This window comes from Thalassobaculum fulvum (genome assembly GCF_014652915.1).
Lineage (GTDB): Bacteria > Pseudomonadota > Alphaproteobacteria > Thalassobaculales > Thalassobaculaceae > Thalassobaculum_A > Thalassobaculum_A fulvum.
This window is the reverse complement of sequence record NZ_BMZS01000005.1, coordinates 105146-119194: the sequence shown is the minus strand read 5'-3', so window position 1 is coordinate 119194 and position 14049 is coordinate 105146. Positions and strand designations below refer to the sequence as shown.

Here is a 14049-nt window from a genome sequence, read left to right as displayed (position 1 = left end):
CCCGGGGTCGCGTGCGCAGATTGGGGGATCGACTTTCCCGATGGAGTAACCCGCATGCGCGAAGCCCTGGCCGAGGCGCGCCAGATCATCCGGCATCGCCCCGAGGATTTCGAGGGCATGCGCAAGGCCGGACGGCTCGCCGCCGAGATCCTCGACATGATCACCGACCATGTCGCACCCGGCGTCACCACCGACGAGCTCGACCGGCTGTGCCACGAGATGACGGTCGCCAACGGCGCGGTGCCGGCGCCGCTCGGCTACAAGGGCTTTCCGAAGTCGATCTGCACCTCGATCAACCACGTAGTCTGCCACGGCATCCCGGGCGACCGGAAGCTGGCCGACGGCGAGATCGTAAACATCGACGTCACCGTCGTGCTGGACGGCTGGCACGGCGACTCCAGCCGCATGTACCTGGTCGGCGACAAGGTGCCGGTGAAGGCCCGGAAGCTGGTCGAGGTGACCTACGACTGCATGATGCTCGGCATCGAGGCGATCAGGCCGGGGGTCCGACTCGGCGCCATCGGCCACGCCATCCAGCAGTACGCCGAGGCCCAGCGCTTCTCGGTGGTGCGCGATTTCTGCGGCCACGGCCTCGGGCGCACCTTCCACGCCCCGCCGAGCGTGCTGCACTACGGCCACCCGGACGAGGGACCGGTGCTGGAGCCGGGCATGTTCTTCACGGTCGAGCCGATGATCAACGCCGGCAAGTACCCGGTGAAGATCCTCGACGACGGCTGGACCGCGGTCACCCGCGACCGCTCGCTGTCGGCGCAGTTCGAGCATTCGGTCGGCGTCACCGAGGACGGGGTGGAGATCTTCACCCTGTCGCCGAAGGGCTACACCAAGCCGCCCTACGTGTGATCTACCCGAGCAGGGTCAGCCCCCAGGCCGCGATCGCACAGCCGACGAACAGCACGGCGGCGATCCAGGCCGGGGTGCGGGCGATCCGCTCCGGTGCCTGCTCGGCCGGGATGGACTTCCAGCCGGTCACCATCGGGCGCACCAGGTCGGTCTTCAGCAGCAGCGCGTAGGCCAGCACCGCCGTCACATGGATGGCGGCGAACGTCAGCACGACGTTGAAGAACAGCTTGTGCCAGCCGGTCAGGCGGATCGCCGTCCCCTCCGAAACTAGGTGCGCCAGCGGCCCCTCGTACAGGATCTCGTCGTTGCCGAAGGTTCCCATGACCGCCTGCACCGCCAGCACCGCCAGCAGTGCCAGCACCGACCAGCCGCCCAGCGGGTTGTGGCCTAGATGCAGCGGGTGCCGTCCGGCCAGGGTGTCGCGCAGATAGCCGAAGGCCGCTTTCGGGCCGCGCACGAAGACGGCGAACCGGGCGGTCTCGCCGCCGACGAAACCCCAGATCAGGCGGAACCCCAGCAGCGCCAGGATGGCCAGCCCGAAGCGTTCGTGCCAGTCGGTCGGCCCGTTCTCGCCGGTGTACCAGGCGCCGGCGAACGCGGCGACCAGCGCCCAGTGGAACAACCGGATCGGCAGGTCCCAGACCTGCACCTTCACCATGTCGCCGCCGCGTGCCATCGCCTCACGCCTCCGCCATGAACGCCTTGTAGTCCTCGATCACCGACGCCGCCGAGGTCGCGACCAGCTTGCCGCCGGCTTCCGGGGTGGCCAGGAAGCTGTCGGCGCCGATCCGGCCGTCCGGATGGATCGAGCGGTAGTCGTCGGCGTCCAGGAACGCCCGCGGCCGCGGGGGTGCGGGCTCCATCGGCACCGACTTGATGTGCTCGGGACAGGCGTACTGGGTGACCGCCACCTCGGACGCGGTGGCATGGCTGCCGTCACGGTCGCCGTACAGCTCCTTGCACAGCGCCGTCACCGGCTGGAAGCCGAACCAGTTGGCCAGCTTGCAGCGGATGTGCGGCCGGCCCCAGCCCGGGTTAAGGCTGGTCTCGGCGTAGATCTCGCTGAACGCCGCCTGGGTGGTGGCGATGTTCCCGCCGTGGCCGTTCAGGAAGTAGAAGCGCTCGAAGCCGTTGCGGGCGAGCGACAGCACGTAGTCGCGGATCACCAGGATCAGCGTGCTCGGCCGGAGCGCGACCGATCCCGGGAACGCCAGGTGATGCTGCGCCATGCCGACCGAGATGGTCGGGCCGATGATGCAGCCCAGCGTCTCGGCGGCCTTGTCGGCGATCACCTCAGGGCAGATCGCGTCGGTGCCGATCAGCCCGATCGGTCCGTGCTGCTCGGTGGAGCCGATCGGCACGATGATGCCCTTCTGCTCCTTCAGGTAGGCCTCGACCTCCATCCAGGTCATGTGCTGCAGGCGCATTCGGTCGTCTCCTCGGTTAGAATATCTCGGCCAGTCGGTCGTTCGGCGCTCACCGGTGGGTCCCGGCTCAAGGCCGGGATGACGACAGGAGAGGGAGCTCGGCCCTACCTACTTTGTCGTCATCCCGGCCGCAGCGGCGGAGCCGCGGAGAGCCGGGACCCACGGTGCAACGGGCATCGCCGCCCCTATTCCAACGCCTTCATCGCGCGTTCCAGCCAGGCGGCCACGGCCAGCGCACGGGCGTCCTCGCCGTAGCCGGCGACGATCTGCACGCCGACCGGCAGCCCGTGGCTGCCGCGGCCCGCGGGAATGGTGACGCACGGCCAGCGCAGCGTGGTCCAGACCTTGTTGAACAGCGGGTCGCCGGTCCACTCGATGCCGGCCGGCGCCTCGCCGGACGCCGGCACGGTGAGGATCGCGTCGATGCCGTCGAGCCGTGCCGCCGCGTCGTTGCGGAACGCATCGGCCTTGCCCTGGGCGTCGTAGTAGGCGGCGTCGTCGATCGCCCGGCCGGCCGCCAGGGTCTCGCGGTAGAAGTCGCTCAGCTTGTCGTAGGCGTTGTCGTACTCCCAGGCGAGCGCGCGCGCCGCACCGGCGGTCATGATGGTGGTGTGGACCTCGTCCATCGCCTCGTAGGCCGTCCAGTCGACCAGCGCCACCACCGAGGCGCGCGCGGTCTGGGCGGCGATCCGGGCCCGCTCCAGCGCGGCGGCCGCGTCCTCGTCGATCCGGTCCGCGAACGGCACGTGGATGGCGAGGCGCGGCGGTGCGCCGTCGAACATGTCGAGCCGCGGCATGGTTTCGCCGCGCAGCGCGTAGTCGAAGAACGCGACGTCCTCGACCGAGCGCGCAAAGGTGCCGACGGTGTCGAGATACTCGGCCAGCAGCTTCACGCCGCGGCGGTCGTGGGTGCCGAAGGTCGGCTTGAAGCCGACGACGCCGCAATAGGCGGCCGGGCGGATGACCGAGCCCGCGGTCTGGGTCCCGAAGGCCAGCGGCGCCATGAAGTCGGCGACCGTCGCCGCCGACCCGCTCGACGAGCCGCCGGGCGTGTGGCCGAGGTCGTGCGGGTTGCGGGTCTTGCCGGGGCGCCGCCAGGCGAACTCGGTGGTGACCGTCTTGCCGATCACCAGCCCGCCGGCCGCCTTGGTCCGGGCCACCACCGCGGCGTCCTCGCTCGGGCGGTGCCCTTCATAGATCTCCGAGCCGTACTCGGTCGGGAGATCGGCGGTGTCGATCAGGTCCTTGACCGCCACCGGCAGGCCGCGCAGCGGGCCGTCGGCCCGGGCTGCACGGGCTGCGGTGCGCACCGCCTCGGCGTCGAAATGGGCGAACGCCCCGACCTCCGGCTCGCGCTCGGCGATCCGGGCGAGGCAGGCCTCGGCCAGTTCCTCGACGGTCAGGGTGCCGGCCTCGATGCGGCGTGCCGCCTCGACGGCGCTCAGGGTGTTCGGCGCTTCGGCCATGCTCAGGCTCCGATCAGATGGAGCACGACCTCGCGGCGATGCGGGGCCGTGCGGTGTTCGAGCAGGTAGACCCCCTGCCAGGTTCCGAGAACGGTACGCCCGCCGGCGACCGGGATCGACAGCGAAGTCTGGGTCAGGGCCGAGCGGATATGCGCCGGCATGTCGTCCGGCCCTTCGGCGGTATGGATGTAGAGACGCGGGTCATCGGGTGCCAGCCGCGCCAGGAACGCCTCCAGGTCCCGCTGCACGTCCGGGTCGGCGTTCTCCTGGATCAGCAGCGACGCCGAGGTGTGCCGCACGAAGGCCGTCAGCAGCCCGGTCGATATCCCGGCGTCGTGCACGAATGCGTCGACCTCCCGCGTGATCTCGGTGAAGCCCCGGCCAGCCGTGCGGACGGTCAAGGCGGACTGGGACTGACGGAGGGCGGCGAGCGGAACGTCGGACATGGGCGCGAGGATAGCGGTCACGGCAGTGCCGGCAAGGGCGCGTGCGGCTGGACCGTCACCCCAGGGACGATCGGTCCGCCGACCAACCACGCTGCCTGATCAGCCCCTGGAGCCGTGCCACCCCGACACGCTCCGCGGGTGTCTCGACGACCCACACGACAACTTGCGATGATCAACATAATTCGCGCTCGAATATGGCTACGTACAACTACCAATGCACTCGCAAAATCGAATCTGCGAGAAATTCGCAGCGATCATCCTCGATGCGCAATACATCGCAAGAGTTGATCGCCGCGTACTTTCGCGAACACCCCGCCCTGTCGCCGCGTTGCGGAAAATACCCCGACATCGCCCCCCTTTCTCTGGAATCCTCACAAGACTCGTGGGAGCTTGAATATGCAGAATGCCGAAGTCAGCGGTGCGAGCGACATCGACGCTCGGCTCGCCTTCATGCAGATCGACGACGCGACCAAGTCGACGCTGCGCGAGGCCTGGCAGTACCTCAAGCCCGAGTTGCCGCGGATCCTCGCCGGGTTCTACAAGCACGTCATGCAGACACCCGTGCTCGCCCGGATGATCGGCGACCGCAGCGCGATGCTGGCTTCCGCGCAGGGCAGGCACTGGGAACGGCTGTTCACCAGCGGGTTCGACCAGGCCTACGTCCACAGCGTGCGAACCATCGGCCTCACCCACAACCGGATCGGCCTGGAGCCGCGCTGGTACATCGGAGGCTACAACTACGTCATGCGCGAGCTGACCCGCGTGATCGTCAAGAAGAACCGCTGGTCCACCGACAGGGCGGCGGCGGCGATGGCCGCCGTCGGCTCGGCCGTCATGCTCGACATGGACTTCGCGATTTCCGTCTACCAGGAGGCCATGCTGGCGGAGCGGCAGAAGCGGCAGGATGCCGTCGAGTCGGCGATCCTGGCGTTCAACGACGCCAGCCAGGGTCTGCTGTCCGAAGTCAGCCAGGCGGCAAGTTCCATGCAGTCGGTCGCGGAGTCGCTGACCGGAACCGCCGAGCGCACGTCCCAGCAGACCACCACGGTCGCGGCCGCCGCCGAACAGGCATCGGCCAACGTGCAGACCGTCGCGACCGCAGCCGAGGAACTGTCGGCCTCGATCGGCGAGATCAGCCGGCAGGTCGGCGAGTCGGCCCGCATCACGACCGACGCGGTCGGTCATGCCGAGGACACGAACGTGCAGATCCAAGGGCTGGCCGATGCCGCCCAGAAGATCGGCGACGTGGTGAAGCTTATCAGCGACATCGCCGGCCAGACCAACCTGCTGGCCCTGAACGCCACCATCGAGGCCGCCCGGGCCGGCGATGCCGGGAAGGGGTTCGCGGTGGTCGCGTCCGAGGTCAAGGCGCTGGCCAACCAGACTGCCCAGGCCACCGACGAGATCTCCAGCAAGGTCGCTGAGATGCAGGCCGCCACGAGCCGATCGGTCGACGCGATCCAGGGCATCACCGGCACCATCCGGCGGATCAACGAAATCGCCACCGCGATCGCCGCGGCGGTGGAGCAGCAGGGAACCGCGACCACCGAGATCGCCCAGAACGTCCAGCAGGCGGCGGTCGGTACCCAGGAGGTCTCGACCAGCGTGGTCGTGATCACCGACGCGGCCGCGCAGACCGGCAGCGGCGCCAGCTCGGTGGTCCGATCGGTCGAGGAGGTCAACAGCCGCTCGAACCGGCTGCGCGAGGAGATCGAACAGTTCTTCGAGCGGATCAAGGCCGCCTGAGGGCCAGGGCGGGCCGATGCCGGCCCGCCCGCCCGCTCGCCGCGAGGACCGAGACATGCTTGAGCGATCGGGGTCGACGACCTGCGTTTCCGGCCGGCCGGCCGGGACCTGCCGGCAGCACGCCGAGAACCTCTTGGACCGTTGCGCCGACATCCGTGCAGGGCTGGCCTTCCTGACCTCCGACGAGGCGTGGCCGGAGGCGTCTCGACACATCCGGCAGGCGGTGCACGACCTCACCGGCATCGCGGGCGTCGTGGGCTACGTTCCGCTGTCGGAGGCGGCGATCCGGCTCCGCGACGTCTCGGTGCCGCTGCAGGCGGAACGGACGCCGACCGCGGCGGAACTCAGGGCGATCGCGGATTCGATCGACCGGATCGAGCAGGCGACACGGACGCTGACCGACAACCACGGCCCGCGCCTGGAGCCGGTCGACCGTCCGGCGAAACCACCACGCGCCGACGCGCCCCGGGTGTACGTCGTCGAGGACGATGGCGAGCAGGCCCGGCACCTGGACGAGGCGCTGAGGGCCGCCGGCTATGGCGTTCGTGTCTTTGCCGACCTCGACGCCTTCCATGCGGCAGTCAACGAGGAACGCCCGGACGCGGTCATCATGGACATGATGCTCGCCGAGGGAAGAGACGCCGGTGCGGCCGCGATCGCCCGGCTCCGGCTGTCCGGCCTCTCGGGCGTCCCGGCGATCGTGGTTTCGGCTCGCGACGATCTGCCGGCACGGCTGGCGGCGTTGCGGGCGGGCGCCTCCCGGTACCTCACGAAACCGGTCGACACCGATCATCTCGTCGACCAACTCGACATCGTGACCGCCCGCCAGCCGGCGGACCCCTACCGGATCCTGATGGTGGACGACGAGCCGCTGTCCCTCGAACTGCATGCCGAGCTGCTCCGCGCCGCCGGCATGGACGTCCAGACCCTGAGCGAGCCGCTCGCGATATTCGAGGCGCTGGAGGCTCAGCGGCCGGACGTCCTGCTGCTGGACCAGTCGATGCCGGACGCCAGCGGCCCCGAACTCGCAGCCGTGCTGCGCGAGCGCGACACCTACCGGCACTTGCCGATCCTGTTCCTGTCGGCAGACACCGACCCGACGCGGCAGCTCACCGCCTTGAACCTCGGAGGCGACGACTTCCTGGTGAAGCCCGTCGACCCGCGATACTTCGTGGCCGCGGTGACCGCCCGGGCGCGCCGGGCTCGCGAGAACAGCGACGCCACGGCCCGACTTCACGAAATCCTGTACGAGCGCGAGCGCGTGCGGCTGGCGCTCGACCGTCACGCGATCGTCAGCGTGGCCGACCGTCGCGGCGCCATCACCCATGTGAACGACAAGTTCTGCGAGGTGAGCGGCTACGCCCGGGAGGAGCTGGTCGGCCGGAACCACCGCATCGTGCGGTCGGATTTCCACCCGCCGGAGTTCTATCGCGACCTCTGGCAGACGATCGCCGGCGGCGGGATCTGGAAGGGCGAGATCTGCAACCGGCGGAAGGACGGCTCGCTGTACTGGGTCGAGAGCACCATCGTCCCGTACCTCGACGGGCACGGCAGACCCTATCAGTACGTCTCGATCCGTACCGAGATAACCCGGGTCAAAGCGGCCGAGGAGCGGCTTCGGATCAGCCAGAACTACGCGAACATCGGCACCTGGGACTGGAACATCCGAACCGGCGAGTTGTTCTGGTCGCAACGCATCGCCCCGCTGTTCGGCTATCCGGACGGCAAGCTCGAGACCACCTACGAGAACTTCCTGAATGCGGTTCATCCGGACGACCGACAGGCGGTAGTCGACGCGGTGCGGGCGTGCGTCGAGGACGGCGTCAAATACGGCATCGAGCATCGCTGCGTGTGGCCCGACGGCACGGTTCGCTGGCTGCAGGAAACCGGCGACGTCGTCCGCGACCGCGACGGAAAGCCCTGGCATATGCTGGGGGTGGTGCAGGACATCACCGACCGCAAGAAGGCGGAGGCGGCGCTCGAGAAGGAACGCGCCCTGCTCGAGGAAGCGCAGCGCATCGCGCAGCTCGGAAACTGGGAGATCGTCGCGAACAACTCGACGCTGCACTGGTCGCCCGCGGTGTTCGGCATCTTCGGCCTGGACCCGGAGACCTATACGCCCACGCTGGAAGGCTTTCACCGGGCGGTTCATCCCGACGACCGCGCCCTGGTCCGGTCCGCCATCGATCAGGCGAACGAGACCGGGCACTACGATGTCGTCCACCGCATCGTCCGACCCGACGGCGAGGTGCGCCACGTTCACGAACGGGCCCGCATCGAGTTCGACGCCGACGGACGGCCGCTGATCCGCCGCGGCGTCGTCCAGGACGTGACCGCGATGAAACGGGCCGAGGCTGCGTTGCAGGCGCTCAACTTGCGGCAGAACCAGCAGCTCGAGGCCGCCCACTGCCTCCGGGACGTCACCAAGCACACCCTGAACGACACCCTCTCCGAGCAGGAGATGCTCGAAGCCTGCATCGACCGCGTGCAGTCTGGCGGGGTCCTGATGACCGGCAGCTCGCTGCGGATCACTCACGGCGGCAGGTCGGTGGTCACTTCCGAGTTCCGGGAGACGCCCTGCCGGCTCGCGATCAGCATCCCGTTCTTCGAGGTCGCCGGCGCAAGGATCGAGGCGTTCCTGCCGGACGAGCGCAGGGACGGAGCGGAACCGAAGTTCACGGCGGGCCAGGAAGAGCTGCTCCGTGACATCGCCCGGCAGATCGGCCAGGCCCTGATCCGCCGCGATGACCGGCGCGCGCTGCTGCTCGCCAAGGACGAGGCGGAAGCCGCCAATCGCGCGAAGTCCGACTTCCTGTCGAGCATGAGCCACGAGCTCCGGACCCCGCTGAACGCGATCCTGGGTTTTGCCCAGGTCCTGGAGATCGACGAGTTGACCGAGGACCAGCTCGACAGCGTCCAGACCATCCGGCGGTCCGGCCAGCATCTCCTGCAGCTGATCAACGAGGTGCTCGACCTGGCACGCATCGAAGCGGGCAAGCTCGATCTCTCGATCGAGAGCGTGGACCTCGCCGACATCCTCAACGGCTGCGTGAGCCTGATCGGGCCTCTGGCCGAGGGACGCGACGTCACCCTGACGGTCGAGCGCGGCCCGGGTGCCGGCGCCGTACGGGCCGACAGCACCCGGTTGAAGCAGGTCCTGGTCAATCTCATGAGCAACGCCGTGAAGTACAACCGGCAAGGCGGCAGCGTAGCCGTCAGGAGCGCGCTCACCCCTTCCGGCCGGGTGCGGATAACCGTTGCGGACACTGGCGAAGGCATCCCCACGGAACGCCTCGGCCAGCTGTTCACGCCGTTCAGCCGCCTCGGCGCCGAGGCGACCGAGATCGAGGGAACCGGCATCGGCCTGGTCATCAGCAAGCGGCTGATCGAGGCGATGGACGGGCAGATCGGGGTCGAGACCCGAACCGGCGCCGGCAGCACCTTCTGGATCGAGTTGCCCACCGCCGTGGCGACAACCGGCAAGGCACCGGAGCCGACGCCGCGGCACGCCCCGTCGACCCTGCCGGCCGGCACGGTGCTCTATGTCGAAGACAACCCGGCGAACCTCAAGCTGGTTCGCCAGACGCTCGCCCGGCACCCGCAGATCACCCTGCTCGAGGCCCACAACGGGTCGCTCGGAATCGACATCGCCACCGCCCACCGCCCGGACCTGATCCTGCTCGACATCAACATGCCGGGTATGGACGGGCTGGAGACCCTCGCGCGGCTCCGGGCCGAACCGGCGACGCGATCGATTCCGGCGGTCGCCATCTCGGCCGCAGCGATGGAGAAGGACATCCGGCGGGCCTTGGACGCCGGCTTCCGCCGCTACCTGACCAAACCGATCGACATCGCCGCGTTCCTGGAGACCGTCGCAGAGCTTCTCCGGACGCCCGACCGGCGCGTGTCCGGCGACCGTCGCGCCGGCTTCGGCGAGGCCGACGTCCGTCCCCTCGACGATACCGCTCCCCTGCAGGAAGCCAATCGATGATGCCGATGTCGACGCAGATCAAGAGCACGCCGATCCTGGCGATCGACGACGAGCAGACCAACCTCAAGCTGCTCGACAAGATGCTGCGTGCCGAGGGCTACACGCGGCTCACGCTGCTGGACGACCCCCGTCGGACGATCGACGCCTACCGCGAGACGTCACCGGGGCTGATCCTCCTCGACCTCAACATGCCGCACCTCGACGGCTATGCCGTGATGGCGCAGCTGCGGGCGCTGGACGACCCGATGCTGCCCCCGGTCATCGTGCTGACCGCCCAGTCGGCCGGCGAGTTCCTGCTGCGCGCCTTCAAATCGGGCGCCCGCGACTACGTGACCAAACCGTTCGACCGGGCGGAGCTGATGGCCCGCGTCCGCAACCTGCTGGAAGCGCACCTGGCGCACCGGATCACCTGGGCCCAGAACAGCGTGCTCGAGGAACTTGTCAGGGAACGCACGGCGAAGCTGCGCAAGACCCGCCTGCAGGTGGTGCGGCGGCTGGGGCGTGCCGCCGAATACCGGGACAACGAGACCGGGAACCACATCCTGCGGATGAGCAAGATCTCGGCCCTCCTCGCCGCCCGGCTCGGCTGGTCGCCGGAGGACTGCGAGTTGATGCTGCACGCCAGCCCGATGCACGACATTGGCAAGATCGGGGTACCGGACCACGTCCTCCTCAAGCCCGGCAAGCTCGACCCCGCGGAGTGGGAACTGATGCAGAGCCACGTCTCGATCGGCGCCGACATCCTGTCCGACGACGACACCGACCTGATGGTCCTGGCCCGCAGCATCGCCCTGACCCACCACGAGAAATGGGACGGCACCGGCTATCCGAACGGCCTGGCCGGCGAGGCGATCCCGCAGGAAGGCCGCATCGTCGCCCTGGCCGACGTGTTCGACGCCCTGACCTCCGAGCGCCCGTACAAGCGGGCCTGGCCGGTCGAGGAAGCCGTCTCGCACATCCGCGAGCAGTCGGGCCGGCACTTCGACCCGGCCGTCGTCGAAGCGTTCCTCGACGCCCTGCCGGAGATCGTCGAGATCCGGGCCCGACACTCGGAGCCGTAACAGCAGCTCCCGCGCCGTCCGTCAGTTCACCGCCCGGCGCTTCTCCGGGTGCATGGACTTGCCCAGGATGTGCTGGTCGCGTCCGATGACGTGGGCGGTCGAGCCGACGATCAGCGGATCGGGGCCGTGCACGACCGCGGTGTCCTTGTTCGGGTAGTCGAGGCTGGCCAGGAAGTGCTGCATGGCGTTCAGCCGGGCCCGCTTCTTGTCGTCCGACTTGACGATGGTCCACGGCGCGTCGGCGGTGTCGGTGTAGAAGAACATCGCCTCCTTGGCCTCGGTGTAGTCGTCCCACTTGTCGAGCGAGGCGAGGTCGATCGGCGACAGCTTCCACTGCTTGAGCGGGTCGGTCTTGCGGGCCTGGAAGCGCTTGCGCTGCTCCTCCCGGGTCACCGAGAACCAGTACTTGAACAGCAGGATGCCGGACCGCACCAGCATCTGCTCCAGCTGCGGGCACTGCCGCATGAACTCGAGGTAGTCGTTCGGCGTGCAGAAGCCCATGACCCGCTCGACCCCGGCCCGGTTGTACCAGGAGCGATCGAAGAACACGATCTCGCCGGCCGACGGCAGGTGCTCGATATAGCGCTGGAAGTACCACTGGGTGCGCTCGCGCTCGGACGGCTTCTCGAGCGCGACCACGCTGGCGCCGCGCGGATTCAGGTGCTCCATGAACCGCTTGATGGTGCCGCCCTTGCCGGCGGCATCGCGGCCCTCGAACAGCACGACGATGCGCTCGCCGGTGTCCTTGATCCACTTCTGGGCCTTCAGCAGCTCGACCTGCAGCGCCTCCATGTGGCGCTCGTAGTCCCTGGTCCGCAGGCGCCCGTGATAGGGATACTCGCCGGTTTCGAAGGCCCGGCGGATGGCGTCCGGGTCGCGGCGGCGCTGGGCCAGCGTCTGATGGGCGTCTTCGGCGACCGCCGGAACCGCCGCGGCGTCCGGCGCCGTCGCAAGCTCCGTCGGTGCCGGCGCGGTACCCGCGCCGCCGTCGCCCGCGGCCGTCGACTCGCCCGCCCTCGAACGGCCGGCACGCCGAACTCCGCCCGCCACGCCTTGTCCGTTCTTCGCCTTGACCGCATCCGCCATCGCACTCTCCCCCGCCGTCCGCCCGGCGCCGCCACAAATCCGTCACATTCAATCGGATGCAGGCGCCCGGCACCTTGATATGCATCAAGCGGGGCCGGTCGGAGACGGCGCCACGGCCGTCGCGAGCCGGCCGCCTCAGTCCGGCAGCACCTTGACGTTGAGCAGGGCCTGACGGCGCTCGTCGCGGACCACCGCCAGCGCCGCGTCGATGGCGCCGCGCAGCTCGGCCGGGTCGGTCACCGTCCGGCTCCAGCCCCGGCTCGCCGCGGCCGTGACCGCGAAGTCGGGCGACGGCTTCAGCGCCGTCAGCGGCATGTCGTTGGCCCGCGCGGCATAGCCCTGTGGGTACAGCCCGCCGACCGAGGCGCGCACCGCCCCCCACTCCTCGTTGTTCAGGATCACCACCAGCACCGGCAGCTGCAGCGCCTCGGCGATCTGGTGGCACACCGTCGGGTTGGCGAACATGTAGGAGCCGTCGCCCAGGGTGGCGACGCAGATCCGGTCCGGCTCGGCCAGCTGCGCGCCCATGGCGCACGGGAAGCTCCAGCCGAGGCCGCCGGAATGCGGCTCCTGGAACCACGACCGGGGCTCGGTCCGCTTGATCACCCCGAGCTGGGTGCCGAGTTCGGAGAACACGCTGGACTTCAGCCCGTCGAGCGCCTCGCCCAGGCACAGGCTGACGAACGCCTTGGTGATGCCGCGCGAGGTCTCGGCCGCCCGCGCCCTGAGCGCCGACCGGGTCGCCTCCGACGCCCCCGCCAGCCGGGCCCGGCGCTCGGCGACCGCCGCCTCGTCGCGCGGCAGACCCTGCATCGCCGCGATCAGCGCCGGCACCGTCAGCCGGCTCTCGCCGGCGATCGACAGGTCGGAGCGGAAGTTGCGCACCGGGAACCGGCTGAACACCGGGTCCGGGCCGATGTTGATGACCTTGGCGCCGTCGGCCAGCGGATGCCTGTCCGGCCACCAGGGGGCCAGGCTGTCCAGTACCACCACGACGTCGGCGGCCGCCAGCCACGGCCCCGGGTCTGCCCCGACGTGACAGGGATGCTCGGTCGAGATCGCCAGATGCGTGGCCCACCAGGAGCACACCGCGATGCCCCACTCCAACGCCCAGTCGGCGAACGCCTGGAAGCTGTCGGCATCGCCGGCGCCGCGCTGGGCGATCACCAGCGGCGCCCTGGCGCCGGCCAGCCACTGCGCCGCCGTGGCGATCGCCGCCGGGTCCGGCGCGCCCGTCACCGGCGCGATCGTCGTGGGCCCGTCGAGCCCGGCCCGCGGGGTCGGCTCGCACAAGGTCTCGCGCGGCAGCGACAGGTACACCGGGCCCTTCGGCGTCGAGTTGGCGATCGCGTGCGCCCGGTCCAGCAGGCCGGCGATCTGCTCGGGGAACCGCAGCTCGTAGTCCCACTTGCAGGACTCCCGCACCAGCGCGGTCTGGTCGCGCATCTCCTGGCCCCAGGCGATCGGCACGGTGCGGGCGCCGAACCGCCCGGCCTCGGTCACCGGGGTGCGGCCCGACATCAGCAGGATCGGAACGTGCTCGCAGGCCGCGTTGATCGCGCCGATCACGCCGTTCGACAGCCCGACATTGGTGTGCAGCATCACCGCCTGGGCCCGGCCGGACAGCAGATAGTAGCCGTGCGCCATCCCCATCGCCGCGTGCTCGTGCGGGATCACCAGGGCGCGCGGCAGGGCGATGTCGCGGGCCCTGGCCTCGGCCAGTCCCTCGATGATCGGCGGGAAGTCGGTGCCGGAGTTGGCGAACACGTAGTCGACGCCGAGCGCCTTCAGCCGCGTGAAGATCGCCCCGCCGGCAGTGATGGTGTCGTGGTCGGTCATGTCGTCACCTTGTCTCGGGCTAGGGAGCGGCGGGTGGGTCCCGGCTCTCCGCGGCCGCGCCGCTGCGGCCGGGATGAGGAATGTGGAAGGACCCCTCCTTCGCCTCATCCCGGTCGTACCCCGGCC

General features: G+C 69.6%; 10 protein-coding genes. 4 read left to right on the top strand and 6 right to left on the bottom strand.

All coding sequences use genetic code 11. The annotated features are described in order from the left end of the window. Positions 1–54: 54 nt before the first annotated feature. Positions 55–861 carry a type I methionyl aminopeptidase gene (map, locus tag IE246_RS12220; RefSeq protein ID WP_189989868.1) on the top strand — a complete coding sequence of 269 codons (807 nt, stop codon included), beginning with the start codon at positions 55–57 and terminating at the stop codon, positions 859–861. Position 862: 1 nt separating this feature from the next. On the opposite strand, the gene IE246_RS12215 is transcribed toward map, so the two are convergent. From IE246_RS12215 to IE246_RS12200, 4 genes are all read right to left on the bottom strand, one after another. Continuing rightward, positions 863–1537: a cytochrome b/b6 domain-containing protein gene (locus IE246_RS12215; RefSeq protein WP_189989867.1), complete on the bottom strand. Its 675-nt coding sequence runs from the start codon at positions 1535–1537 to the stop codon at positions 863–865. Between the two features lie 4 nt (positions 1538–1541). Then, positions 1542–2288 (bottom strand): creatininase family protein, encoded by a 747-nt coding sequence (locus IE246_RS12210; protein WP_189989865.1) that lies wholly within the window; start codon positions 2286–2288, stop codon positions 1542–1544. 185 nt (positions 2289–2473) lie between these two features. Further along, positions 2474–3754, bottom strand: a complete 1281-nt coding sequence (locus IE246_RS12205; RefSeq protein ID WP_189989863.1) for an amidase — start codon at positions 3752–3754, stop codon at positions 2474–2476. Positions 3755–3756: 2 nt separating this feature from the next. After that, complete coding sequence (locus IE246_RS12200) at positions 3757–4155, bottom strand: secondary thiamine-phosphate synthase enzyme YjbQ (RefSeq protein WP_444545905.1); 399 nt, start codon at positions 4153–4155, stop codon at positions 3757–3759. Between the two features lie 441 nt (positions 4156–4596). On the opposite strand from IE246_RS12200, the gene IE246_RS12195 reads away from it, so the two are divergent. The 3 genes from IE246_RS12195 to IE246_RS12185 are packed head-to-tail and all read left to right on the top strand — an operon-like array spanning position 4597 to position 10998. Continuing rightward, positions 4597–5946, top strand: coding sequence for a globin-coupled sensor protein (locus tag IE246_RS12195; RefSeq protein WP_189989859.1), 1350 nt, complete (start codon positions 4597–4599; stop codon positions 5944–5946). Between the two features lie 55 nt (positions 5947–6001). Further along, a complete protein-coding gene (locus IE246_RS12190) occupies positions 6002–9937 on the top strand; it encodes a response regulator (protein ID WP_189989857.1) in 3936 nt (1311 codons plus the stop codon). 5 nt (positions 9938–9942) lie between these two features. After that, positions 9943–10998 carry an HD-GYP domain-containing protein gene (locus tag IE246_RS12185; RefSeq protein WP_189989855.1) on the top strand — a complete coding sequence of 352 codons (1056 nt, stop codon included), beginning with the start codon at positions 9943–9945 and terminating at the stop codon, positions 10996–10998. Between the two features lie 21 nt (positions 10999–11019). On the opposite strand, the gene ppk2 is transcribed toward IE246_RS12185, so the two are convergent. Together ppk2 and IE246_RS12175 are read right to left on the bottom strand one after the other, a co-directional pair. Further along, positions 11020–12084, bottom strand: a complete 1065-nt coding sequence (gene ppk2 / locus IE246_RS12180) for a polyphosphate kinase 2 (protein WP_189989853.1) — start codon at positions 12082–12084, stop codon at positions 11020–11022. Positions 12085–12219: 135 nt separating this feature from the next. Beyond that, entirely contained in the window at positions 12220–13923 is a 1704-nt protein-coding gene (locus IE246_RS12175; RefSeq protein WP_189989851.1) for a thiamine pyrophosphate-requiring protein, read from the bottom strand. Positions 13924–14049 lie beyond the last annotated feature (126 nt).

Excerpts from the sequence above, each read along its gene's own strand:
- IE246_RS12195 (WP_189989859.1), top strand. The coding sequence starts at position 4,597 with ATGCAGAATGCCGAAGTCAGCGGTGCGAGCGACATCGACGCTCGGCTC.
- IE246_RS12210 (WP_189989865.1), bottom strand. The coding sequence starts at position 2,288 with ATGCGCCTGCAGCACATGACCTGGATGGAGGTCGAGGCCTACCTGAAG.
- IE246_RS12215 (WP_189989867.1), bottom strand. The coding sequence starts at position 1,537 with ATGGCACGCGGCGGCGACATGGTGAAGGTGCAGGTCTGGGACCTGCCG.
- map (WP_189989868.1), top strand. The coding sequence starts at position 55 with ATGCGCGAAGCCCTGGCCGAGGCGCGCCAGATCATCCGGCATCGCCCC.
- IE246_RS12175 (WP_189989851.1), bottom strand. The coding sequence starts at position 13,923 with ATGACCGACCACGACACCATCACTGCCGGCGGGGCGATCTTCACGCGG.
- IE246_RS12185 (WP_189989855.1), top strand. The coding sequence starts at position 9,943 with ATGTCGACGCAGATCAAGAGCACGCCGATCCTGGCGATCGACGACGAG.
- IE246_RS12205 (WP_189989863.1), bottom strand. The coding sequence starts at position 3,754 with ATGGCCGAAGCGCCGAACACCCTGAGCGCCGTCGAGGCGGCACGCCGC.
- IE246_RS12190 (WP_189989857.1), top strand. The coding sequence starts at position 6,002 with ATGCTTGAGCGATCGGGGTCGACGACCTGCGTTTCCGGCCGGCCGGCC.
- ppk2 (WP_189989853.1), bottom strand. The coding sequence starts at position 12,084 with ATGGCGGATGCGGTCAAGGCGAAGAACGGACAAGGCGTGGCGGGCGGA.